At 55.6% G+C, this 23,203-nt stretch carries 19 protein-coding genes and 1 pseudogene; 2 read left to right on the plus strand and 18 right to left on the minus strand.

The features are described from left to right. Nucleotides 1-2 precede the first annotated feature (2 nt). A complete protein-coding gene (proP, locus tag OSH04_RS10520; protein WP_022983652.1) occupies nucleotides 3-1,535 on the plus strand; it encodes a glycine betaine/L-proline transporter ProP in 1,533 nt (510 codons plus the stop codon). A 200-nt stretch (nucleotides 1,536-1,735) separates the two neighbouring features. Here the strand turns inward: proP and fabG are convergent, their stop codons facing one another. The 6 genes and pseudogenes from fabG to OSH04_RS10550 all read right to left on the minus strand — a co-directional run bounded on the left by fabG (nucleotide 1,736) and on the right by OSH04_RS10550 (nucleotide 6,149). Next, nucleotides 1,736-2,476, minus strand: a complete 741-nt coding sequence (fabG, locus tag OSH04_RS10525) for a 3-oxoacyl-ACP reductase FabG (protein WP_266108416.1) — start codon at nucleotides 2,474-2,476, stop codon at nucleotides 1,736-1,738. Continuing rightward, nucleotides 2,460-2,726 carry a hypothetical protein gene (locus OSH04_RS10530; protein ID WP_266108417.1) on the minus strand — a complete coding sequence of 89 codons (267 nt, stop codon included), beginning with the start codon at nucleotides 2,724-2,726 and terminating at the stop codon, nucleotides 2,460-2,462. Before OSH04_RS10530 ends, fabG begins: the two co-directional genes overlap by 17 nt. A gap of 62 nt (nucleotides 2,727-2,788) precedes the next feature. Further along, on the minus strand, nucleotides 2,789-3,730 hold the full coding sequence (locus OSH04_RS10535; RefSeq protein ID WP_266108418.1) for a pirin family protein: 942 nt from the start codon (nucleotides 3,728-3,730) through the stop codon (nucleotides 2,789-2,791). A gap of 91 nt (nucleotides 3,731-3,821) precedes the next feature. Then, nucleotides 3,822-4,448 carry an isochorismate family cysteine hydrolase YcaC gene (ycaC, locus tag OSH04_RS10540; RefSeq protein WP_026483600.1) on the minus strand — a complete coding sequence of 209 codons (627 nt, stop codon included), beginning with the start codon at nucleotides 4,446-4,448 and terminating at the stop codon, nucleotides 3,822-3,824. Between the two features lie 75 nt (nucleotides 4,449-4,523). Beyond that, nucleotides 4,524-5,209, minus strand: a pseudogene (locus tag OSH04_RS10545) (isochorismatase family protein). A gap of 61 nt (nucleotides 5,210-5,270) precedes the next feature. After that, complete coding sequence (locus tag OSH04_RS10550; RefSeq protein WP_060185469.1) at nucleotides 5,271-6,149, minus strand: pirin family protein; 879 nt, start codon at nucleotides 6,147-6,149, stop codon at nucleotides 5,271-5,273. Between the two features lie 108 nt (nucleotides 6,150-6,257). On the opposite strand from OSH04_RS10550, the gene OSH04_RS10555 reads away from it, so the two are divergent. Continuing rightward, complete coding sequence (locus tag OSH04_RS10555; RefSeq protein WP_009456866.1) at nucleotides 6,258-7,163, plus strand: LysR family transcriptional regulator; 906 nt, start codon at nucleotides 6,258-6,260, stop codon at nucleotides 7,161-7,163. 80 nt (nucleotides 7,164-7,243) lie between these two features. Here OSH04_RS10555 and OSH04_RS10560 read toward each other — a convergent pair whose 3' ends face one another. The 12 genes from OSH04_RS10560 to OSH04_RS10615 form a co-directional block, all read right to left on the minus strand. Beyond that, entirely contained in the window at nucleotides 7,244-7,441 is a 198-nt protein-coding gene (locus OSH04_RS10560; protein ID WP_009456875.1) for a CsbD family protein, read from the minus strand. Between the two features lie 53 nt (nucleotides 7,442-7,494). After that, nucleotides 7,495-7,839, minus strand: a complete 345-nt coding sequence (locus OSH04_RS10565; protein WP_239054854.1) for a BON domain-containing protein — start codon at nucleotides 7,837-7,839, stop codon at nucleotides 7,495-7,497. A 599-nt stretch (nucleotides 7,840-8,438) separates the two neighbouring features. Continuing rightward, nucleotides 8,439-10,256: an NAD(P)/FAD-dependent oxidoreductase gene (locus OSH04_RS10570; RefSeq protein ID WP_266108419.1), complete on the minus strand. Its 1,818-nt coding sequence runs from the start codon at nucleotides 10,254-10,256 to the stop codon at nucleotides 8,439-8,441. Between the two features lie 158 nt (nucleotides 10,257-10,414). Then, complete coding sequence (locus OSH04_RS10575; RefSeq protein WP_009456881.1) at nucleotides 10,415-12,370, minus strand: sigma-54-dependent Fis family transcriptional regulator; 1,956 nt, start codon at nucleotides 12,368-12,370, stop codon at nucleotides 10,415-10,417. 114 nt (nucleotides 12,371-12,484) lie between these two features. Then, nucleotides 12,485-13,312, minus strand: a complete 828-nt coding sequence (phnX, locus tag OSH04_RS10580) for a phosphonoacetaldehyde hydrolase (RefSeq protein ID WP_035269761.1) — start codon at nucleotides 13,310-13,312, stop codon at nucleotides 12,485-12,487. 36 nt (nucleotides 13,313-13,348) lie between these two features. Further along, a complete protein-coding gene (locus tag OSH04_RS10585; RefSeq protein ID WP_035269759.1) occupies nucleotides 13,349-14,218 on the minus strand; it encodes a LysR substrate-binding domain-containing protein in 870 nt (289 codons plus the stop codon). Between the two features lie 22 nt (nucleotides 14,219-14,240). After that, complete coding sequence (locus OSH04_RS10590) at nucleotides 14,241-15,536, minus strand: MFS transporter (RefSeq protein WP_035269757.1); 1,296 nt, start codon at nucleotides 15,534-15,536, stop codon at nucleotides 14,241-14,243. 127 nt (nucleotides 15,537-15,663) lie between these two features. Next, a complete protein-coding gene (gene psrA / locus OSH04_RS10595) occupies nucleotides 15,664-16,746 on the minus strand; it encodes an iron-containing alcohol dehydrogenase PsrA (protein WP_266108420.1) in 1,083 nt (360 codons plus the stop codon). A 299-nt stretch (nucleotides 16,747-17,045) separates the two neighbouring features. After that, nucleotides 17,046-18,293 (minus strand): type II toxin-antitoxin system HipA family toxin, encoded by a 1,248-nt coding sequence (locus OSH04_RS10600; protein ID WP_266108421.1) that lies wholly within the window; start codon nucleotides 18,291-18,293, stop codon nucleotides 17,046-17,048. A gap of 404 nt (nucleotides 18,294-18,697) precedes the next feature. Beyond that, the gene (locus OSH04_RS10605; protein ID WP_266108422.1) at nucleotides 18,698-19,048 is read right to left on the minus strand and encodes a DUF6616 family protein; all 351 of its coding nucleotides are present in this window, start codon (nucleotides 19,046-19,048) and stop codon (nucleotides 18,698-18,700) included. A gap of 278 nt (nucleotides 19,049-19,326) precedes the next feature. After that, the gene (locus tag OSH04_RS10610; RefSeq protein WP_226348205.1) at nucleotides 19,327-20,568 is read right to left on the minus strand and encodes a YncE family protein; all 1,242 of its coding nucleotides are present in this window, start codon (nucleotides 20,566-20,568) and stop codon (nucleotides 19,327-19,329) included. Between the two features lie 31 nt (nucleotides 20,569-20,599). Next, on the minus strand, nucleotides 20,600-23,134 hold the full coding sequence (locus OSH04_RS10615; RefSeq protein ID WP_266108423.1) for a TonB-dependent siderophore receptor: 2,535 nt from the start codon (nucleotides 23,132-23,134) through the stop codon (nucleotides 20,600-20,602). Between the last annotated feature and the right edge of the window lie 69 nt (nucleotides 23,135-23,203).

Raw genomic sequence — 23,203 nt, forward strand, 5'->3', positions numbered from 1 at the left:
ATATGACGCAGTCCTCCGCGGCATCCAGCAACGCCAAGCCGCTTCACATTGACGACATTACCGTCGTAGATAACAGCAAACTTAAAAAAGCCGTAACCGCCGCTGCCTTGGGCAACGCCATGGAATGGTTTGACTTTGGCGTTTACGGCTTTGTGGCCGCCACCTTGGGTAAAGTCTTTTTCCCCGATGCCTCTCCCGCAGTACAAACCATCGCCGCCTTGGGTACCTTCTCGGTGCCCTTTTTGGTGCGGCCTCTAGGCGGAGTGTTCTTCGGGCTGATGGGGGACAAGTTCGGGCGTCAGAAAGTGCTTTCCCTGACCATCATCATCATGGCCATCAGCACCTTCCTGATCGGCCTGATTCCCTCTTATCTATCCATCGGCATCTGGGCACCCATTTTGCTGCTGCTGTGCAAGCTGGCCCAAGGCTTTTCCGTAGGCGGTGAATACACTGGCGCGGCAGTTTTTGTGGCCGAATACGCGCCCGACCGGCAGCGCGGGTTCCTGGGTAGCTGGCTGGACTTTGGCTCTATCGCGGGCTTTGTTCTGGGCGCCGGTTTGGTCGTGCTGCTGCAAACGTCCCTGACCGAAGAGACCTTTCAGGATTGGGGCTGGCGCATTCCTTTCCTGATTGCCGGTCCACTGGGTATTTTGGGCTTGTACCTGCGCCATGCCGCTGAAGAGACTCCCGCCTTTACCGAGCAACTGGAAAAGATGGAGAAAGAAGACCGCGCCGCCCTGACAGAGCGCCCCACGGTTTCCTTTGGCGAGATCTTCTCCAAGTACCGCAAAGCCCTGCTGATTTGTATTGGCATGGTGCTGGTCACCAACATCACCTATTACATGTTGCTGACCTATATGCCTACCTATCTGTCCAGCAGCCTGGGCTATGCCGAAGAACATGGTGTCTTCATTATTGTGGTGGTGATGATAGGGATGCTGTTCGTGCAACCGGTGGTGGGTTTTGTCAGCGACAAGATAGGTCGCAAACCCTTTCTGATGGCCGGTAGTCTAGGCCTGCTGATCTTTGCGATTCCCGCCTTTCACTTTATTGGTAGCGACAGCAATGTGCAGATCTTCCTGGGGCTGCTGATTCTGGCCGTTTTACTGAACTGCCTGACCGGGGTCATGGCCTCTACCCTGCCCGCCCTGTTCCCGACCCGGCTACGTTACAGTGCCTTGGCCGCCTCCTTTAACATCGCCATTATTGTGGCGGGCCTGACGCCTACGGTTGCCGCCTGGCTGGTGGAGCAGACCAACAACTTGCTGGTGCCTGCCTACTATTTGATGTTTGCCAGTGTCATCGGCTTGATTACCGCCCTGTTCCTGCCCGAAACGGCGAACCGCCCCTTGCGCGGCGATACACCTACCGCCTCCAACCGCAAGGAAGCCAAGGAACTGCTGCAAGAAGCGTATGACCACATCGAACAAAGCGTGCAAGATGTGGAAGAAGCCATTGCCAAGGCCGAGGAAGAACTGGAAGCCTTGAAGCAAAAACGCCAGCGTCTGGTGGACCGCCACCCCGAGCTGGATTAATAAAACAGTCCTCTCTATATAGAGGGTAGATGCTGTCGGATGGGGGGCCTGAAACGCCCCCTGCAACTTTCACAGCGACAACGCCAAACCGCTTGTTCCCGTAGAAAAAGCCTGAATCTGACTTAAAGCAAATTCAGGCTTTTTTGTGGCGGCTCAGGATTCAAACAAGAATCCTCCAAGCCATCGTTCAGAACACGGTATTAAACCGTCAAACCGCCCGACACTTCCAGCGTCGTGCCATTGATGAAGCTGGCTTCATCCGAGGCCAAAAACGCATACACATTGGCGATCTCTTCAGGCTTGCCCATGCGGCGCAGCCAGCAATGATCACGAAAGCCTTGCAGCACTTTTTCGGGGATGGTTTTCAGAATGTCTGTCTCGATAAAACCGGGACAGACGGCATTGACGCGTATCCCCTTGGGGCCCAACTCCCTGGCCCAGGTTTTGGTAAAGCCTATCACCCCGAACTTGCTGGCCGCGTAATTGGTTTGACCATAATTGCCGTACAAACCCACCACGCTGGAAGCGTTCAGAATGGAACCGCTTTCCTGCTCCAGCATCACCGCGGCCACGGCCTGAGTGAAGTTGAAAACCGCTTTCAGGTTCACATCAATCACATCATCAAATTGCTGCTCGGTCATGCGCACCAGCTTGGCGTCCTTGGTGATCCCGGCATTGTTCACCAGCACATCAATGCGGCCAAACTTTTGCGTCACATCCGCCACCATGGCGTCAATCTGTGCACGGTCCGTCACATCCACGGTGTAGCCTACGGCGGTAACGCCATTACCACTTAAAGACTGCGCTGCTTGATTGACGGCATCCGCATTACGATCGCACAACACCACAATCGCCCCTTCCTGGGCAAACTTCCTGGCTGTTGCCAAACCAATTCCAGCTGCCGAACCGGTGACTATGGCCACTTTATCTTTCAATCGCATTCCAGCTACCTTTTAGAAATTGTTCAACGCTGTTGTGCAAACAAAAGGGCTTGACCGCAGCCGTACAGACCTTTTCCTGTGGCCTTGCTTGCACCAGCACACTGTTTTGTACTCCGATCACAGGCAGACCGCCAGTCACGGTAGGCAAACTGTACACAGACACAATGGCCCCGCAAGGGGCCATCTGAACAACGGGATAAGGGCGAAATACACATGCGCCATAGCCCTGCTCGGAAACCAGGACAGGCATCCAGCAAACCACCGCCAGCGTCATCGCAATAGACGATCAGAACCAGCAGCCGTCACTGAAAATCAGTTGCTTTCCCATGGCAGATCCGGCGCAATCAAGGGTTCACCGTCATAGCCATGCACCACACCAAAGCGCTCATGGGCCGCACGCCAATCGCGTTGTGCCTGCCCGATGACTTCCTTGTTTTCACCAACAAAATTCCACCACAGCACCAGCTCCTCGGTGTACGGCTCGCCACCCAGCACAATGACTCGGCTGCCGGCACTCAGACTCAAGCTCAACTGCGTCAGGCCACGGCCCACATAGGCCAGTTCATTGGCCTCGAACTGCTCGGACTGAATACCCAGGGTGCCTTGCACGACTAAAAAGCCATACTCAAACTCGGGGTTCAAATTCAGTCTCACTTCCCCAGCCTTGGAGCTGCTCAAATCCATCCCCACCATAGGCGAATACATTTTGCTGGGTGCCTGATGCTGTGCATAGGTACCGGCCAGCAGGGTAAAGTCGCACTCGCCCTCACGCCAATGAGGCAAGTCAGGATGGTGGTCAAAAGCGGGTTCACAGGTGGCGTCCTTGGACGGCAAGGCAATCCAGAGCTGAACCGCATGCAGCTTGTCCTGGCCGGGCAAGGACTCCTCGGTATGGCTGATACCGCGTCCGGCTGTCATCAAGTTCACCTGACCAGGCTTGACCACTTGCACATGGCCCAGGCTGTCACGGTGCAGAACCTCGCCCTGAATCATCCAGGTAAAGGTTTGCAGGCCAATATGTGGATGAGGGCCCACACGCAGGCCGGAGCCCGACGTGAACACGGCAGGCCCTGCATGATCCAGAAAGCACCAGGCCCCCACCATACGCCGTTGCGAGGAAGGCAGAATCCGGCTGACGGTAATGCCCCCACCCACTTGTGCGCCGCGCCCGGCAACACGTTGAACACGTTTTTCGCCGTTGATGTCTTCGGGACAATCAAAGGATGAAGAGACTTCGGAACTGTGTGTACTCATGGGTCGAACTCCTGAAAACAGATCTGGGGGCTGGGTTTCAAACAGCCAAAAGCGCTGGCCACTCAAGTGACCAGCGCAGCGCCGAAGCGATTTACTTACCGGATGTGAACTTGGTGTGGCTATTGATCAAGTTGCGGTAGTCGGGGATATGGTTGGAGAACAAGGCACCCAGACCTTCCACGTCGTTACGCCAGTCGCGGTGCAGTTCGCAAGCCACGCCAAACCAGGTCATCAGCTGAGCACCAGCCGAGGACATGCGATCCCATGCCGAGTGACGTGTCAGTTCGTTGAATGTGCCCGATGCATCGGTGACCACAAACACATCAAAGCCTTCTTCCAAAGCCGACAGGGCCGGGAAAGCCACGCACACTTCAGTCACCACACCGGCAATAATCAGCTGCTTCTTGCCCGTTGCCTTGATGGCTTTGACGAAGTCTTCGTTATCCCAGGCGTTGATCTGGCCAGGGCGAGCGATGTAAGGCGCATCCGGGAAGGTTTCTTTCAGCTCGGGGACCAAAGGACCGTTAGGGCCTTCTTCAAAGCTGGTGGTCAGAATGGTGGGCAAGTTGAAGTACTTGGCCAGATCGGCCAGAGCCAGCACGTTGTTCTTGAACTTGTCTGGATCAATGTCACGCACCAGAGACAGCAGCCCCGTTTGGTGATCAACCAGAAGTACAGCGGCTTGGTCTTTATCAAGACGTTTGTAAGGCGTAGTCATCTCAGTCTTCCTTAACGATGATTGAAAGGGGCGGGTGCGGGGACTGCACCCGGTACTGCAAGAGCGCGGCGTTGATTAACGCTGCGAATCCAGCTGTTCCTGATTCTTGAGCACGTCCTGTGCTTTGGCATAGCTTTCGATCAGCAACTGATAGGCGGGGAAAATCTTGGTGTAGACCTGGGCCCATTCCTGGGCATCGGGGCGGTTCCAGGTGCGCTGCAGTTCGGAGGCAACAGCACCCGTATCGATAGGCACCACACCGGCCTGCATCATGCGAGCCAGGGTAATTTCCTCGGCCATCTTGGAGTAGGTGCCGGAGGCATCAATCACCACAAACACCTTGTAGCCTTCAGCCACCGCGCTGATCGCAGGGAAAGCCATGCACACGCTGGTAATGGTGCCGGCAATGATCAAGGTCTTACGGCCGGTTGCCTTGACGGCGGCAACAAAGTCCTCGTTGTGCCAGGCATTGATCTCGCCCTTGCGTGCCACGTATTGGGCGTGGGGAGCATTCTGGTGAATCTCGGGAATCAGAGGACCGTTCGGGCCTTGTGGCACGGAAGCCGTGGTAATCACGGGCAACTTGCTCAAGGTGGCGATTTGGCCAGTGCTGCCGCATGGTCACGCAAGGTGGTCATGGGCATGTCCTTCACGGTCTGAAACAGGCCGCTTTGGTGGTCGATCAGCAGCATGACTGCATCATCGGGATCAATTACGGCAGCGGCACCATTAAAGTTGGCTACATTGCTGGGGATAGTCATCATGTTTCTCCTGTGGATGAGAGACGGGGGCCACCTGAATGCGGCCCCCGCGGGCCTTGCACTACGATGCCGACCCTGGTGCCATCGCACCAAAGCGGCCACTGCTGAAGTCATCCATAGCCTGCAAAATCTCTTGCTTGCTATTCATGACGAAGGGGCCGTGTCCCACAATGGGCTCATCAATGGGTTCACCACTGATCAGCAAGACAACGGCGTCATTATTGGCTTCCACGCTGAACTGGCTGCCTGTCCGATCCAGCACGACCAGTTGCCCTTCACGAGCCACGCTTTGACCATTGACCAGTACGGTGCCTTGCAGCACCACCAAGGCGGCTGTCCAGCCTTCAGGGCTTTCCAGCTCGGCAATGCCACCCTGATTCAGACGCATATCCCATACATTCATGGGAGTGAAGGTCCTGGCAGGGCCAGTGGCACCGTCCTTTTCTCCGGCGATCACGCGCACCATGCCAGCAGCATCAGGCAGTGCGACCACAGGAATTTGCTGGTCGGTAATGGCCTGATAGCCAGCGGGAGCACGCTTGTCTTTGGCAGGCAGGTTGACCCACAGCTGCACCATTTCCAAAGTGCCGCCAGAACGAGCAAAAGCGTCGGAGTGATACTCCTCGTGCAAGATGCCCGAGCCAGCCGTCATCCACTGCACATCACCGGGGCCGATCGTGCCGCCCTGACCCGTGGAGTCGTGGTGTGAAACCTCGCCCTTGTAGACGATGGTGACGGTTTCAAAACCCCGATGTGGGTGCTGGCCAACGCCGCGCTTGTGGTTGCTGGGAGCAAACTCGGCAGGGCCGGCATAGTCCAGCAGCAGGAAGGGGCTCAACTGTTTTGCGTGTGTGTGGTACGAAAACAGGGAGCGAACGGGGAAGCCGTCGCCCACCCAGTGAGGACGGGGAGCGCTATAGATACCAAGAATTTTCTTCATGTCCATCTCCTTGTTTCAACATAAGAGACAGAATAAACTCGGGACAACGAAGCCAGTAGCCCCCTAAATCGGCCATCTATGTTCCATTTATGGAACGATAAAACTGCCATGCAAGATTTAAACGACTTGTACTTCTACGTTCAGATTGTGGATCACGGCGGCTTTGCCCCGGCCGGTCGCGCACTGGGTTTACCCAAATCCACGCTTAGCCGCAGGCTGGCTGCACTGGAAGAGCGCCTGGGAGTGCGGCTGATCCAGCGCTCCACCCGCCGCTTTACCGTGACCGAGATTGGCCAGACCTATTACGAGCACTGCAAGGCCATGCTGGTAGAGGCCGAAGCGGCACAGGCAGCCATCGAACTGACACGTGCCGAGCCGCGCGGTGTGGTGCGCCTCAGTTGCCCCATCACCTTACTGAACGCCCATGTCAGTGATATGTTGGCCGACTTCATGGTCAGCTACCCGCATGTCACGGTGCAATTGGATGCCACCAACCGGCGCGTGGACCTGATCGGGGAAGCGCTGGATATGGCGATCCGCGTGCGCCCGCCACCATTGCAAGACAGCGATCTGGTGATGCGTGTTCTGTCCGACCGCAGCCAATGTTTGATAGCCAGCCCGGAGCTGATTGCCCGCCACGGAATGCCCGGCTCACCCGCTGATCTGGCGGACTATCCCAGCCTGGCATTGGGGCTGCCACAACAAAGCCATACCTGGACCTTGTATGGTCCCGATGGCGCACAAGCCGTGCTGCATCACACGCCCCGCCTGATTACCACCGATATGACGGCCTTGCGCTGCGCAGCACTAAAAGGCGTTGGTGTGGTGCAGTTGCCTACCCTGGTAGTCTGCGATCAATTGGCCGACGGCTCTTTGGTGAAACTGATTCCGGACTGGGCTCCACGACGCGAAATCATTCATGCCGTGTTTTCCTCCCGCCGGGGGCAGATGCCAGCTGTGCGAGCATTGCTGGATTACCTGGTCGAACGCTACCAGCAGATGGATGAGGACTGACAGCAACCTTGCCAAGGCACAAAGAAAAACGCCCTGCATATGCAGGGCGTTTTGTAGTCCTGGGCAATCAAGCCAAAGGATCAGGCGCCGCCATTAAAGTCGCGAACTTGCTTTTCAGCTTCTTCACGTGCAATGCCGTAGCGTTCCTGAATTTTGCCGACCAGATATTCGGTATTGCCTTCGGCAACATCAATATCGTCATTGGTCAGTTTTCCCCATTTGGCCTGAATCTTGCCAGACAGCTGTTTCCATTTACCTTTGATCGTATCTTCATTCATAGTCGTTCTCCTGTTTCAACGGGAATTCACATTTAGGATTGATGACGGAACTTTTATTCCGGTTTTACTTTCAATCCCGACGAATCGACTTTCACAACGCCTTTCACACTTTCCGTTGCAGCAACGGCTTTCTTGTGCTCAATTTCACTGGGCACGGTACCGGTCAATGTTGCGACGCCATTATTGGTCTCAACAGAGATATCCGTGCTCTTCAAATCCTTGGTGCTGGCCAGATCAGCCTTGATTTTGGTGGTGATCCAGGTATCGCTGACGGCTTCACCTGCGCTTGCCGAGTGATCCTGATTAACGGCTGGCTCATTAGCCATTGCACCGCTTTGCAAACCAAAACTCAAAGCGGTAGCCATTAATACACTGGATAGGATGGCAGATTTTTTCATATAAGTTCTCCAATATCAGAAAGGGAATTTTTAATTTAAAAAACCCTTTACCCCTGCTATTAAAAGGAGTCCAAATCAATCAACAAAAATTTCGTTGTTTGCGATGGATGGTTCCACCGTAACATTCCCGATCAGGCTGGAAACTACGAAATGCTACAAGCGTTTTCTTTATAAGTAATTTCCTCAAATTTCACACATCCCTATTCACCTCACTTATGGCAAGCGGCTTGTGTCAGGCCAATCCTGGCCATCATGCTGGCTAGACAAAATCCGCCCTGAGACGCAGCACGGCTGGTTTCCATACGTTCCTGACGAAGAAACGGAGGCCCCTTTGACGCGAAAAATTCTGGGCACGAACAGAGCAGTCAAGCAGAGCCTCGCTCACTGGAGAGGAGCCGCTCAGGGCAGATACATAAAGTAAAAAATTTAGCAGGGCTGCTAACAAAACCACCGCCTGGGCCGCGATGCTTGCCGCGCAAACACGCCCACCGCAGCTAACAAGCGGAAAAAAAAGCCAGATCATCGAATTGATAATCTGGCCAAAATCAGAACAAGGTGCAGACTGCGCACTCTCACCCAAACAACAAAGTCACTATCGATCAACGCAGATGATGCACCTCCTGCATCCCGTAAACCTGCACCGGCAAGCCCGCCTGACGCGCTTTAAGCTGCAAGGCCAGGTACTGGGAATAATGACGCGACTGATGCAAATTGCCGCCATGGAACCACAAGTTCGGCTGTTGCGTTGGCTTCCACATATTGCGCTGCTCGCCCTCCCAGGGCCCTGGATCTTTGGTGGTTTCCGAACCCAAACCCCAGCACTTGCCTACCCTATCCGCCATTTCCTGGCCTGCCAGATCGGCCACCCAGCCATTCATGGAGCCGTAGCCGGTGGCATACACCACCAGGTCCGCAGGCAATTCCGTACCGTCTGTCAGCACCACAGCGTTCTCGGTCAAATGACTGATACCGGTCCGAGACTTCAACTTGATGCTGCCATCAATAATCAGCTCGCAAGCGCCCACATCGATGTAATAGCCCGAAGCACGACGCAGATACTTCATGAACAAACCGGAGCCATCGTCACCCCAATCCAGCATGAAGCCTGCCTCCTCCAGCTTCTGATAGAACTGTGCATCGCGCTCGCGGATCTTGTCGTACACAGGAATCTGGAAGTCCGCCATGATGCGGTACGGCAGAGAGGCAAAGAGCAAATCTGCCTTGCGCGTGGTGACTCCCGATGCCAGTGCCCGTTCAGAATATAGATCTCCCAAGCCGATCTCCATCAAGGAGTCGGATCGCACAATGTGGGTAGACGAACGCTGCACCATGGTGACATCTGCCCCCGCCTCCCACAGCGCCGCGCAAATATCGTGCGCCGAGTTATTGGCCCCGATCACCACTACTTTCTTGCCCGCATATGCTTCCGGTCCGGGATGCTGCGAGGAGTGCTGCTGTTCACCCTTGAACACATCCTGCCCCCTTATGCTGGGCACATTCGCCTTGCCGGACATGCCCGTAGCAAAGACCAATTGCTGTGGCCGTAACGTCATGGGCTTGCCATCACGTTCGATCTCCACTTCCCAGGTCTGGCTGGACTCGTCGTAGCGCACCTTCTTGCATACGGTGCTGCTCCAGTAATTCAGCTCCATCACCTTGACGTACATTTCCAGCCAGTCGCCAATCTTGTCCTTGGGTGCAAAGACAGGCCAGTTATCGGGGAAAGGCATGTAAGGCAGGTGGTCGTACCAGACGGGGTCGTGCAGGCACAGCGACTTGTAGCGTTTGCGCCAGCTATCGCCAGGGCGGGCATGTTGATCAATAATGAGCGCGGGTACGTTCAACTGCCGCAGGCGCGCGCCCAGCGCAATACCACCCTGCCCGCCACCGATCACCAGCACATAGGGCTGCTCGGTCGTGCCCAACTCAGCCTGCTCCTGTTGACGACGTTCCTGCCAGGTCTGACGCCCACGGCGAATGCCATGCTCGGCCCCCATGGGGCGGCGCACACCCAAAGGCTCCTCGTGCCCTTTCAATTCCGACATGGTGGTCAGAAAGGTCCAGATCTTGCCGTCCTTTACGCGGATATGGCCGTAGCCACGCGCCACGTCAGTTTCCACACGAAACCAGCCCTCCACCAAACCTTGGCCGTCGTCACTGACCGGCTCGGCACTGTCGCGCTCGAACCTGGCTGACACGGCACCTTGTTGTTGCTGCGTCAGCATGTCGCGGATCTGGTCGCGTCCTTCCATGGTTCGGATATTCCAGGTGAACATGACCAGATCACGCCAAAAACATTCTTCGGCAAACAGGGCTGCCGCATCGTCCGGTGCATTGCTGGCAAGCGCATGGGTCAGCTGTTCAAGAACCGTGTCCAACTGTCGCGCAGACGGCTGCAGTTGCTGCTGTGTTTGCATGATTTGTCTCCATATCGTTTTAATGTTGCGCCGGGCTTTTGTTGCCCAGCTATGGAGTACATAGCAAACACCGTGCCAAACCGGGAGTGGCTTGTTTTAAAGGGGTGCCGCCTGTTTTAAGGCGGTGAAACTGTGCCAGCGGTGACACAGGTGGTGCATCAGGTGTCGCAACCTGTGTCAGAGGGCGACTCTTGGCGAGCTACGCCTGCCCGTTTGATATAACGATGCAAGGTGGACCGGCTGATACCCAACTGCCGGGCCGCTGCACTCACGTTATCGCCACAGGCCTGCAAAACCTGCTGCCAGGACGACTCTCCGGCAGAGACGGCTGCGGCCGTTGGGCTGCCTGTAGATGTGGCCAGACGCCGCTCTCGCAAGGCCTCCGGCAAATCCTGCACCTCAATGCAGGAACCTTCCGCCAAGGCCAATGCCAGCACCAGCGCATTGTCCAGCTCGCGTAAATTACCCGGCCACTCGTAGGCTTGCAGCGCTTGCCAGGCCTCGGGAGACAAACCGGGCACATCGCCTTTATTACGCCGATGCAATATCTGCTGCACCAACCATTCCAGATCACTACGCTGACGCAAAGCGGGCAAGGCCAGCACTGCCGCATTCAAGCGATACAGCAAATCCGCACGGAAGCGGCCTTGCTCTACCAAGGCACTTAAATCATGGTGGCTGGCTGAAATCACACGCAAATCTACCCGCTTGCCAGTGCGTGCGCCCAAAGGCATCACCTCGGATTCGGCCAGCACCCGCAGTAAACGGCTTTGCAGGGCCAGCGGCATATCGCCGATCTCGTCCAGGAACAGGGTGCCTCCATCAGCCGCCTCGATCAAACCCGTGCGACCACGTGCAGCACCTCCGGTGTACGTACCAGCCAGATAGCCAAACAATTCGCTTTCAATCAGGCTCTCGGGCAAGGCCGCACAATTGACGGCCACAAAATTCCCGCCACGGCCGCTAGCCGTGTGAATCGCACGTGCCAAATACTCTTTGCCCGAACCTGTCTCGCCCTGCAACAACACCGGCATTTCCCGCGTTGCCAAACGCGCGGCTTTCAATAGCATGGACTGCATGGCCGCATCCGTGCCTGCCAAACCTCGCAAGGCCTGTGGCAAGGCGGCATCCACGGCTGCCCCATCCATCCCCACAGACCGGTTGCTCAACACACGTCGGGGTTCAATGGCATGGGCAAACAGCACACTGCCATCACGTGCCATAACGACACGCTCCTGCGTGGGGCGGTAACGCATCAAGGTAGGCAACTGGTCCACTTCCAGATGCAGAAAGCGCATCAAGCTCTGCCCCAACAAGCCCGCAGGATTACGCCAATCCACCCCCGCCGCCCGCGCCAGAATGCGAGCACCCGTATGCGTCATGCCCTTGATACGGCCGGAGCCATCAATCGCAATAGCCGCTTCCGGATCAATATCCAGAAACTCCGGCGACTGCGACAAGCATAAAATCCATTCCTGACGGTGACAGGCCATCAAATTGGCCAGCTCAATACGGCGGGTCGCCGCATTGGCAAGGTGCAGGGCCAAACCTTGGCTGGCCTTGGCCTGCGGCGACTGCAGCAAGGATAAATCCAGCACCGCAGCCAGCTCGCCGTCGTAATGATAGATAGGCGCCGCCGTGCAGGACAGGGGCGCGTGCATATGATCGAAATGATCGTTTTGGTGAATGGTCAGGGCCTCACCCGTGTGCAAGCAAGTACCCACCGCGCACGTTCCCGCGCGCTCTTCAGACCATTCCGAGCCCATATACAGACCGGCCTGCCGCAAGGCATCACGCTGTCCATCCGAGCCCAGGAAATCAACCGTGACGCCCTTGTTATCAGATAGCAGCAGCACGTAATTCAGCCCGGAGACCTGCTGATAAAGACGCTCCAGCCCGGAGCGCGCAATATTGATCAGGGCTTCGGACTGCTGACGATGCTCGCGCAATTGGGAGTCCGGCACGATATAGGCCTCGCAAGCCTGCGCCGGGTCCAGTCTGTGATGCTCAATGCATCGTCTCCAGCTGTGGACCACAGCCTGATCGCGCCGGGACAGGCTGCCCTGCCAAACAGCCGTGATCTCTTGGACGTGTGCCACATGTGAAGACTGCATCAGACCTCATCCCGAAAATAGGCCAAGCCCCGGGCGGGCGTGGCCTATCTTTCAGTGTGCCGCCATGCTTAGCCGCCGTACATGGAGGTTTTCCTTGAGATGCGGTGCAGCAAATCAGCTGCTTTGAGGCATTTCCCCATTGGCCAAGCGGCGGTTGATGTCTGCCAGCACCTCGGGCAGATCAACAATGGTATCGATCAGATAATGCGGGCGCGAATCGCTGAACATGGCCCCAATACGCTCGCGTTCGCTTTGCAGCTTGTCGGCAGGCAGCTTCTTGAACTCATCGTAGGTCAGACCCAGAGCATTGCCCGAGCAGGTTAGTGCCACGGTCCACATTCCCGCACTGCGCCCCTCCACAATGCCGGGCCAAGTGTCATCTACTTTGACGCAGGCGGCCACGTCCGACACACCCAAGGCAATCACATTGGCCAGCGACTGAGCCGGGTACGGGCGGCCATTGGGCACCTCATCCGTTGCGACCACGCATTCTGCCATGTAGCCATTTTTCGCTGCCAGTTCGACCACTTTATCCATGACCACTTTGGGGTAGCCAGAACACGATCCTACTTTGACACCGGTACTTTTCAGGTTGGAGATCACTTCCAATGCCCCCGGAATCAGGGCCGAGTGCTCGGCAATTTTTTCGATCTGCAAAGGCATGAAGCGCTCGTAAATCGCCGTGACATCGTCGTCGCTGGGGACACGGCCAAACTTGGCTTTATAGCGCTCGGCAATCTCGGGCACATTGCACAAGGTGCGAATGTGATCCCACTTGCCCATCCCCATGGGGCCACGAGCTTCTTCCAAAGACACTTGCACACCAAACTCGGCAAAAGCCTCGACAAAAATCTGCGTGGGTGCAAAAGAGCCAAAATCAACGACAGTGCCTGCCCAGTCAAAAATAACGGCCTGTACTTGTTGAGGTTGCTGATACGTCATCATCGTTCTCCAAACGCGAAATGCGGTGTAAACAAGCTAATGGGTGGATTCCAGATCCATGAACAAATCATTAATAAGTGGTCGGTCTTTTCGTAATTCCAGGCAGCACAGGTAGTAGTCGATATAAAAAGGATGCTGGTCGAACGTGATCAGCCGGGTACCGGGAATATCCACATACTCCGGCGCTGAGACAAAACCAATGCCCAGCCCTTTACGTATGGCATGCACAATGGCCTCGCGGCTGTTCAGTTCCATCACGCAATTGATCCTGATCTGATGCTGCCTGCAACCCTCCTCAATAATCTGGCGGGTGCGTGAACCTTGCTCCCTCAGCACGACAGGCTCATCCTGAAGCTGCTGAACCGATACCCGACCCTGCGAGCACCAGGGATGCTTTTCGGGCACCACAGCCACCACCGGATAGCGCTGGTAAAGCCGGGTGTACAAGCTTGGATCTGATTTGGGATGCGCCAGCAAGGCCACATCCACATCAAAGTCGTACAGCTTTTCCAGCACCTCGCTGGCCGAGGCAAAGTAGGTTTTCAATTCAATATCCGGATTGTTCTGCCCCAGCTTGAAAATCAGATCCATCGCGATAGGTGGCGAGACCGCCCCCACTCGCAACAGGCCGGATTTACGCTGCTTGAAACTCTCCAGCAATTGCACCGCTTCCTCTTCAAGATCAAACAAGGGCTTGGTGATCTCGTAGAGCTGCTGTCCGGCCGAGCTCAGTTCCAGCTGATTGCCGGAGCGATAAAACAGCTCGACATCAAAACGCTTTTCCAAAGCCCGGACTTGTTCGCTGACGGTAGGCTGCCCAATGCTGAGATAACGTGCGGCCGAGGTGAAGCCGCCGGTATGGGCGACGGCATAAAACGATCTCAACCATTTGTGGTACTGGTGCATGGACAAGCCTCAGGAGTGATGATTAACGACGTATGAATAGTGCCACCAGCGCACTGCAGGCACACGCAATCAACACAATCACAAAGATCAGCGAGGTATCCCCCGTCGAATCCAGGACGCTCCCGATCATGGGCTCGGCCAGACCGGCGAACAGATAGGAAGAAAAGTTCATGACACCGGTTGCCGTGCCCGAACGTTTGGCTCCCACCAGATCGGGACACAAGGCCCAGAAGCTGGAAGCGGGTCCATACACAAAGAAACCGCACAGAAATAGCGCCACCAGGCCCAAAGTGCTATGAACCGGCAAGGTCCACATCCACAGACTGGTCAAGGCACCCAGGCTCGTATAGAGCATGATGGCCAGGTAACGCTTGGAGCCAAACAGGCGGTCTGAAATCCAGCCATTGCTCAGCGCTCCAACGGCCATGCCCACTGGCAGAGCGATCGTGATCCACTTGGGATCAATCAGGCTGTCGCCCGTCTTCCAGTCCGCGCCCAGAAAATGGACCGGCACCCAGACGATCAAGCCGTATCGGGCTGCATTCTGAAAGCCCAGGGACAAGGCAGCGATCAGCAGGCGCTTGTTTTTCAGAACAGCCTTGTAACGCTCCCAAGAGGACTCCTTCTCCCCCTCCAGCGCCTTGGCCTGATCGTTGGCATTGGCCACTCCCGTATCGGCCAAAGGCTCAAAACCCATATCCTCTGGCCGCTCGCGAGCAACCAGATAAAACACGATTCCGCCCAGCAACATCAGCAATACGGGCAGGCGGAAAATCCAGCGCCAGTCCAGATGCATGACATCGATCACCACGATCGAGGTGACATACGACAGAATCGACGCACAGCCTGCAGCAAACACATATAAGCCATAAGCCTTGCCGCGCTCGGACACACCCCACCAGTTGGAGATCAGGCGACTACCCGGTGCCCAGCCCAGCGCCTGAAAGTAGCCATTGGCACCCCAGGGAATGATCAGGCTGAAAAAGCCGGTGGCAAAGCTGGCTACCCAGTTCGCGCCACACGACAGAATCGCGCCAGCAGACATGATGCGACGACCGCCATACTTGTCCGCCAGATTGCCATTGATGGCTTGTCCAATGGCGTAGGCCCATAACAAGGCGGCCGATACCCAGCCCAGGGCAGCACTGCTAAAGCCAAACTCTTCTTTCAAGCCCGGAATTGCAAACCCGAAAGTCTGCCGCCCGGTATAGAAAAATAGATAACAGAACATCGCGGCCAGCAGCATGCGCCATTGGGCCCGACGAAACGAAGACCCGGATGCCGCCGTGGCCCCCGACAGACTTGTTGCGTGATTCATAACCAGCTCCTTTCACTCCCCCGCTGCTGGCAAGCCAGGCCAGAGGAATGCTCTATTCATGCGGTATGAGAAGGGGGGGAATCTTTCCTCTCTCCCTTCATTCGTTTGTCTCTCGTTTTTTTATGACTCAGGCGGCGATAAAGTTCTTGCCGCGTGCACCCTGCATGGCATTAGTAATCATGGCAGCCTGCTCGTCCGGCCCTACGCCGTAGTCCTCAAACTCGGTCTTGACGCCCACACTGAGCAAGAAGTCCCGCAAGTGAGCTTGAGCCTGCTTGCGATCAGGGCCAAACAGGCTTTCAAACACCAGATCCCGGGATGGATCACAGCCCCAGGCCAGGCCCAGTACAAAGGGCAAGGTAAAGGAGCAAGCAATGCCATGCGGCAAGCCGTGACGCAAGGTCATTTCGTAAGAGATGGAGTGCGCCAGGGCGGTCTTGGTATTGGAAAACGCCATGCCCGCTTTCAAGGCCGCCAGCGCCATTTTGGAGCGCAGCTGGATATTACCCAGATCCTTCTGCAGCAAGGGCAAATAGGTAAGGATGTCCTGAATAGCAGAGACCGCAAAGGTGTCGGAAATGGGGTTGGCATTCACATTCCAGATCGACTCCAGGGCGTGCGACAAGGCATCCAGCCCGGTCGAGACTGTCACTTTTTCCGGTACTGTCAGCATCAACTCCGGATCAATAATCGCAACGGCAGGCCAGGTTTGTTCCAGATGCAAAGAGTATTTTTTCTGTGCTTGCTGATCCCAGATCGTGGCCCACGGAGTGACCTCGCTGCCGGTCCCTGCGGTTGTAGGCACCGCAATCAAGGACTTGGCCTGAACAGGAGTAAAAGCCTTGCCGGTGGACAAGAGATCCAGCAGTTCCTGGAAGGTGCCCGTCTGAGTCCCCACAATCAGCGCCTTGGCCGTATCAATGGCACTGCCCCCGCCCACGGCCAGCACAATGTCCGTTTGCCCGGCTTGCTGCCAGAAGGACTCGTAAACATCCTTCAAGTAACTGACATCGGGATTTGGCTGCACATCTTCGACAACATGAATCAGCCTGTCGCCCAGCAAATTCCCGATACGCTCAACCAAACCCAGCCCACGAGCCTCCGGAAAGGTCACCAAGGTGACTTTCTTGTTGGCCGCCAAGGTAGAAATTTCATTCAAACTTCCCGGGCCGAAGCAGGTCCGAACCGGGTTGGAAAAATACGCCGTCATGGTTTGCCTCCTTATTGTTACTAGTCATCGTAGAGAGGCATACCAAGGGGGACAAATCGATTAATTCGCACTGGCTATCGATGCAACCAATAGCAAGGGCCATAGCAATCGAGTTATAGGGAATACAAGACAAGAAAGGCTGGACGCTTCTTTTGCATGCTAGGCGGATGCACCGCGTGCGATTTATTGATCACTGTGTTTGTGCGATTGAAAGCCCTGGCTCAGCATGACGCCGAATCAGGGCTTCGCAAGTACCTCAAATCAAAACTTTGGGGCATTTCTCGGGCATGTCCGAGTAGCTACCTAATGCGCATGCGCCGCAGTCCTTCAGACAACCTCTCCTGCATGAGCGACTCCAAACGAGGTCCGAGCAGGAGACGCACCTGATCAAACTGCCCTTCTATCCTGTCCAGCAGCCGATCAAGCAGCTCCGCCGCCTCTTCATCACCTGACAAGCCAAAGGCTTTTGCATCGTGTAACGCATTGGCTCGACTGATCTGGCGGCTTCCATGACTCAACTCCATCGCCAGATACTGAGGGGTGAAATCCGGATTAGGAACGACATCAAAAGCGGGCGTCAAACGCCATCGGCCCTGAGCATGAAGATAATGAATGGCATGGTTGCGGGGATGATCATCATCATTGCCAATGACCGCATTGAAAATCATGCGACAGAACAATTCAATGGCGTCCTCCTGAGGGGCACCTATCATCGTCAACGTTCTGGCCAAGTTGGGATAACTCCAGGCCGATGAGCCTGAATGACCGGGATACTCCGTCTGCAGCAAGGATGCCGCACTCAATGTCATGACCCTAAGCCCATGTTGGCGATCAAACCTCAATGAGCGCATCACACTCAGGGCGGAGTCCTCACCCAAACCTGTGTACGCGGTTTGGGCAAAGTTCAAGCCCACTGCCCGACCCCACTCTTGAGTTGCATGTTCAAGACGCGGAATATCCTCGGTATCAGATGGCAGAATCGGTTTCACAAGCCAGAACTGATCACCATCACGAACGGTTGCTTTCGGTCTGGCTCCACCCATACTGGGTGTGGCCATCAGCCGGCGACGTAAATACGGGTCCACCGGAGGGCGGCGCAGTTGCATTGCTTGCAGCTCTGCGCTCAGCTTTTCAATTTCTGTGATGGGCGGTGCGGACAATTCTGCGATCGAGGGTTTAGGCGAAGAGCCGACCGCCAATGCTCCCCAGCGCTCCGCATTACCAGCCTTCAGAAGATAGGCATGGTTTGGAGAACGATCACTTAATCCGTGTTGCCTTTGAATGAGTAACCGGCCCCAGGCGTCGGGACACGCATCACGTAGCGCATCATGCAGGCCACCATAGCGACTCGCCTGAATGGGAACAAAGCCACTCAGCGGTAAGTTCACTGGATCAATTGACCATGGCAGACCTGCATCCTGATAGCTAGGCGCATAAATGAATTGGCCAAGCTGAGCTGACGAGTCGTGGCTGTACCGACCCACGGTCACCCATTGCCCCGTGTCAGGCCGCTGCAAATAGACGTATAAAGGCTTAGAAATACTCATCGTCATCTCTGTCCAGTCTTGCGCGCCCCTTCATATCTCCACTGCTCCAATGAGCATCAGGCATAGGCACGATGGATTCGAGCAGACCAAGCGCTGCCAAGGCAGTCAAATAGCTCCCCATTGCCACAGCCGGATCGCCTCGTTCCATTCGGCGTAATGTACTTTCTGAGACCTCGACTCTTGAACTAAAGACTTGAGCTGTAATTTTCTGAGCAACACGTTGAGTACGAATGCAGCGCCCCCACACCAGAGTCCGTGACTCGACGGCTGGCAGGTAAAACGGAGTAGGAGCGAGTTTCTTGGGCATGGTGCAGACAACAATTATCGTTCATAGATAACCGTTTATATCATATAAACTCTAATCTATGAACGTTTTTTAACTATCCCGCCTGACTTGCTAATCCTCAAACAGCTTGAGAATCCTTAGCCAGCTCCGTCAAGTGTTGAGCAAACCCCCCTTGTGCACCCGCTGCATTCACATGGTCGAAATACTCGTACCAACCACTGGCTTTGATGCCAGCCAGCAAAGCCTGGCAAGCTTGTTGATCAGGGAAGCGCCACACACCCATAAAGCGGTGCTCACTGGCCTGGTCAATATCGTGCTCGGTAGCGGTCAGAGCCAGCACCTCAATACCAAGGTTTGAGAGGCCGCCCATCGCCTCCTGAAGACCTGCCAGGAAGGTCTGGCGCTGCTCGACGGGCAAGGCATTCCACTTGGCATTAGGCGTGTAAAGCTCGATCAAATAATGAGACATGGGCTGTTTTCCTTTCACTGAGGATACGTAATAGGGGCTGAAGAATTGGATATGTAGCGTTTACAGGTGGGGCAACAAAGAAACTGCGTGCAGCGCAAGACTGCAGCACTGTTTCACCCTTTCCACATGGAGCATGCCATAAGATTAGATATCTAATCTTATAGATTACGAATAAATTTCGCAAGCAATCCATACGCGTAAAAAAGCCCGAGTTCGGCATGACGCCGAGCCCGGGCTTTGGATCCCACCTTGTCAATCAATCAGGCTGCTTTGGCCTTTTAGAACTGGATGCGCACCATACGCTCTTTAGTCCCTTTTTCCTTGCTGTTGCCGTCGTTCTTCACCGACACATACAAGGCTTTTTCAGCGGGGATGTATTCCAGACTGTTGGGGTGTGGAGCCAGCTCAATGGTTTGCAGCGGCTTGTAGTTCACCGTATCGAAAATACTGACCGAACCCTTGCCCTCTTTCTCGCGCACACCGCCTCGGTTAGCGACAAACAGACGCTGGGATTCGGCGTCAAAACGCACACCAATAGGCACTTCGCCGGTAGGCATGGTTGCCAGGGTTTTACCGTTGGATGCATCCAGCACAAACACTTGATGACCAGCGCTGCGGCGCTTGTATTCACGCTCCAGATGCAGGTTACGCGCGTCATCACGGTCAATCCCCTGGTCCACCCCGAACAATCGGTTCTGCGCCGGGTCATACGCCAGGTTCAGCAACTGGTCGGCTTCAATTTCCCAGACCTGATCGATGTTCAAGGTCTGGCTATTTACCACCATGATTTGGCCCTGCATATTGGAGACAAACAAGCGGTTATTGGCCTCGTCCAGGGTGATGCCCACGACGTTATAGCCAAAGCCTGGCAGCACTTTTTCCAGCTCCAATGTCCGGGTATTCACCACGAACAGCACACTGTCAAAACCCAGGCCCAAGCCAGGCGCGAACACACGGTGGTTTTTCTTGTCCACGACCAGTTCACGCGTCTTGTACTGGAAGTCCTCGGTAATCTTGAAACGCTCCATCATCTTCAGCAAACCGTCTTTGCGTGCCTGGCCAAAATCAGCCGCGTTGATGGTGTCCTGAAAATTGATTTTTTCCTGCACCCGAATGCGCTTGATGACCTCGTTCTTGACGGTATCAACCACGGCAATCGTGCCGTTGAAACCTTGAGTCAGATACAGGCGGTTGGCGGCATCATCCAGGGCTACCCCAAAGCTCTTGGCCTCCATGGGAATCTCTTGCTTGATTTCCAGGGTCTTGGGGTCCAGCACCAGCGTGCGCGACAAGGTCTCGTCCTTCCAGTTGGGAGAGGACACGTACAAGCTGGATTGCGCAGGGCTGAAGACGATTTCCAGAACTTCGGCGGCAGTCGGTTTTTGCATGATCTGTGCTTGGGTAACGGCTTGATAGCCTGCAGGGGCAGGAGTTTTGGCGTGTACGTAGCCGGCCGACAAGCTCATTGCAATAGCAAGGTACAGACCACGCACAAGATGGCGAGTAGTAGACGACGTCATAATTTAGGCTCGATAAAAGTGGGGGAAGGAATTACCACTGGTAATCAATGGACAGATGCACATTGCGCGGCGCGCCGTAACGTGCCCGGAAGATCACGAAGTTGTCGTAGTAACGCTTGTCGAACAAATTGTTTACCGTGAGCTTGGCATTCCAATGCTGGTTCACGCGGTAATTGGCATGTAAGCCAACCAGGGCATAGCTGCTGTGGGTGTCTTCCAGCACCTTGCCGTTGCTGGCGGTGTAAGGACGGCCAGCCGTCCACAGATCACGCTTGCCAAACCAATTCACGGTGGCGCCGGCGCTCAAGCCTTGCAACGCACCGGAGAATTGGTACATGGTGCCCAGACGGAAGGTTTGGCTGGGAATGTAGGTGTTGATCCGCTCGCCTTCACCGTTTTTAGTGCTGGCGTAGCTATAAGAAGCAAACACATTCCAGTTGTTGGTCAGTGCGCCGCTTAGCTCCACTTCAAAACCTTTGGTTTTGTTGCCAGCGCCCGAAGACACGTAGGGGCGGCTGCCATCAGGCAATAGGAAGTCATCCGGCACCGAAGGGTCCAGCACGGCCAGATTGTTCTGACGGGTCTCGAAAGCGGCCAGGGAGAACTGCAGGGCCTCCTCCATCAAGCTGCCTTTCAGACCAATTTCACGGTTCACCCCAGTAATGGGATCCAGGAAGTTCTCGTTGATGTCCTTGTAGCTTTGCGGCTGGAACAGGCGGGTATAACTGGCGTAGGCCGTCAGGTTCGGGTTGATGTCATACGTCACCCCAAAGTACGGCGTAATTTCATTGCGATTGCGCAGCTCGTTGGACACGCCGGTGAACTGGCCGGTTTTACCGTAGTTGTCACGGTAGGTTTTGTAGTCCGACAAGCGCATGCCCATGATCACATTCAAGGGATCAATAATGTTCAAGCGCGTGCCGGCAAAGAAACCGTATTCGCGTGTGTGGACCCGGTTCCATTCACCTGTGCGGCTGACGCTGGGCTCGGGCATATAGCCGTCCCAGTCGTAAATATTGGGGATGAACCAGTTGCGGGTATCGCTGACCTGCATGGTGTACGTGGTGTCACGCTTGCGAGTGCCGTTAAAACCGAACATCAGCTGGTGCTCGCGGCCAAACAGCTCGAAAGGACCATTGGCCGACAACTCCAGGTTGTCCTGATGGCGATAGCCATTGGCGGCCAGGTTGGCGCGGATGCCTATACCGGAGCCGTCCGGGCGCACCACCGGATTCACGCCCTGCCCCAGGCCAGTAATCAGGGCATCGCCATCGTCACGTTGATGGCTGTAGCTGAGCTTGGCATTCCACTTGTTTTCAAACTCATGCTCGACCGAGAAGAAAGCGTTTTGATGCTTCTTGTCCCAGTAGGTCCAATCCGGCACCAGCGACATGGAGCGCGAAACGTCAATACGGTCGCCCTCGCTGGTAAACAAGGGCACACCCATATTGCCTTCGCCTCGCAGCTTGGCGGTCTGGTAGTCGTAGCCAGCGGTCAGCAAGGTTCTGTCTGTCAGGTCAAATTCCAGCATGCCGGACAGCAAATCGTTCTTGTGGTCCTGGCGATCCATGAAGGAATCCGCCTGCTTGCGCGAACCAATAACACGCATACGCAAACGGCCGTCTTCAGTCAGCGGGCCGGTCACGTCCGCCGTTACGCGTTTGTCGCTCCAGGAGCCATAGTGGGCGCTTAACTTGCCGCCAAATTCTGCTTGCGGACGTTTGCGAATCAAATTGATCAAGGCGGAGGGCTCGCCGGTAGGCGACAACAAACCTGTCGCTCCGCGCACGACTTCCACACGGTCGTATAAATCCATATCCAGAGAAATAGGATTAAATGCTCCACGCCCGGCAGCACGGTAGCTGCTTTGCACGCCATCCACTTGCACATTGCTGATGTCAAAGCCACGGGCCTGAAACTGAAACCCGCCTCCCACCGCAGCCGTATTGGCCGTCACGCCGGTGGTAAAGTTCATCACATCATCGAAGCTGGTCAGGCCGAAATCGTCCATTTGCTGGCGCGTCATTACACTGACCGATTGCGGCGTGTGCTGGGTGTCCATGTTCAAGCGCGTCGCGGTGCTGCTGGTACCGTTCAGCGTGTACAAGCCTGTGTCTTCAGTCGCCCGATTCAAGGTGCCCTGCACACGCACGGGGGCCAATTGAGTGGTTTCCGTGACGGGCCACAAATTGACGGTATTGGCATCGCGCGAGTAGCGAATGCCCGTGCCTGCCAGCAAGGTATCCAAGGCCTGCGTCACGCTGTAATTGCCTTTCAGGCCCGCGCTTTGCTTGCCTTCGGCCACGCTGCCTGCGCCAACCAGATAGACCCCGCTTTCTTGCGAGAAGCGCATCAACACCCGGCTCAAGGGGCCTGCTGGTATGTCATAACGCTGTGTCTTGTCTGCCGTCGGGCTGCTTTGCGTGGTCGCCTGGGCAGGCGAGGTACTGGCAATAAACGCGCTACCGGCCATCAAGACATACAGGGCCAAGGCCAGTGGACGCAAAGGGGCGCAATGCGATCCTGCATCCTTGGACAGGGAAAGGGGATCGGGGCGACGATGCATAAGGAGACATCCTTCAAAAACACGGGTCAGTCACAATAAAAACGATGAACCTGAACGATGTTCTTGCGT

The organism is Alcaligenes nematophilus (genome assembly GCF_026344155.1).
In the GTDB taxonomy this organism is placed as follows: domain Bacteria; phylum Pseudomonadota; class Gammaproteobacteria; order Burkholderiales; family Burkholderiaceae_B; genus Alcaligenes; species Alcaligenes phenolicus.

Excerpts from the sequence above, each read along its gene's own strand:
- OSH04_RS10560 (WP_009456875.1), bottom strand. The coding sequence starts at position 7,441 with ATGAATGAAGATACGATCAAAGGTAAATGGAAACAGCTGTCTGGCAAG.
- OSH04_RS10615 (WP_266108423.1), bottom strand. The coding sequence starts at position 23,134 with ATGCATCGTCGCCCCGATCCCCTTTCCCTGTCCAAGGATGCAGGATCG.
- phnX (WP_035269761.1), bottom strand. The coding sequence starts at position 13,312 with ATGACGTATCAGCAACCTCAACAAGTACAGGCCGTTATTTTTGACTGG.
- psrA (WP_266108420.1), bottom strand. The coding sequence starts at position 16,746 with ATGACGGCGTATTTTTCCAACCCGGTTCGGACCTGCTTCGGCCCGGGA.
- OSH04_RS10575 (WP_009456881.1), bottom strand. The coding sequence starts at position 12,370 with ATGCAGTCTTCACATGTGGCACACGTCCAAGAGATCACGGCTGTTTGG.
- OSH04_RS10590 (WP_035269757.1), bottom strand. The coding sequence starts at position 15,536 with ATGAATCACGCAACAAGTCTGTCGGGGGCCACGGCGGCATCCGGGTCT.
- OSH04_RS10555 (WP_009456866.1), top strand. The coding sequence starts at position 6,258 with ATGCAAGATTTAAACGACTTGTACTTCTACGTTCAGATTGTGGATCAC.
- OSH04_RS10570 (WP_266108419.1), bottom strand. The coding sequence starts at position 10,256 with ATGCAAACACAGCAGCAACTGCAGCCGTCTGCGCGACAGTTGGACACG.
- ycaC (WP_026483600.1), bottom strand. The coding sequence starts at position 4,448 with ATGACTACGCCTTACAAACGTCTTGATAAAGACCAAGCCGCTGTACTT.
- fabG (WP_266108416.1), bottom strand. The coding sequence starts at position 2,476 with ATGCGATTGAAAGATAAAGTGGCCATAGTCACCGGTTCGGCAGCTGGA.
- OSH04_RS10530 (WP_266108417.1), bottom strand. The coding sequence starts at position 2,726 with ATGCCTGTCCTGGTTTCCGAGCAGGGCTATGGCGCATGTGTATTTCGC.
- proP (WP_022983652.1), top strand. The coding sequence starts at position 3 with ATGACGCAGTCCTCCGCGGCATCCAGCAACGCCAAGCCGCTTCACATT.
- OSH04_RS10550 (WP_060185469.1), bottom strand. The coding sequence starts at position 6,149 with ATGAAGAAAATTCTTGGTATCTATAGCGCTCCCCGTCCTCACTGGGTG.
- OSH04_RS10565 (WP_239054854.1), bottom strand. The coding sequence starts at position 7,839 with ATGAAAAAATCTGCCATCCTATCCAGTGTATTAATGGCTACCGCTTTG.
- OSH04_RS10610 (WP_226348205.1), bottom strand. The coding sequence starts at position 20,568 with ATGACGTCGTCTACTACTCGCCATCTTGTGCGTGGTCTGTACCTTGCT.
- OSH04_RS10600 (WP_266108421.1), bottom strand. The coding sequence starts at position 18,293 with ATGAGTATTTCTAAGCCTTTATACGTCTATTTGCAGCGGCCTGACACG.
- OSH04_RS10535 (WP_266108418.1), bottom strand. The coding sequence starts at position 3,730 with ATGAGTACACACAGTTCCGAAGTCTCTTCATCCTTTGATTGTCCCGAA.
- OSH04_RS10585 (WP_035269759.1), bottom strand. The coding sequence starts at position 14,218 with ATGCACCAGTACCACAAATGGTTGAGATCGTTTTATGCCGTCGCCCAT.
- OSH04_RS10605 (WP_266108422.1), bottom strand. The coding sequence starts at position 19,048 with ATGTCTCATTATTTGATCGAGCTTTACACGCCTAATGCCAAGTGGAAT.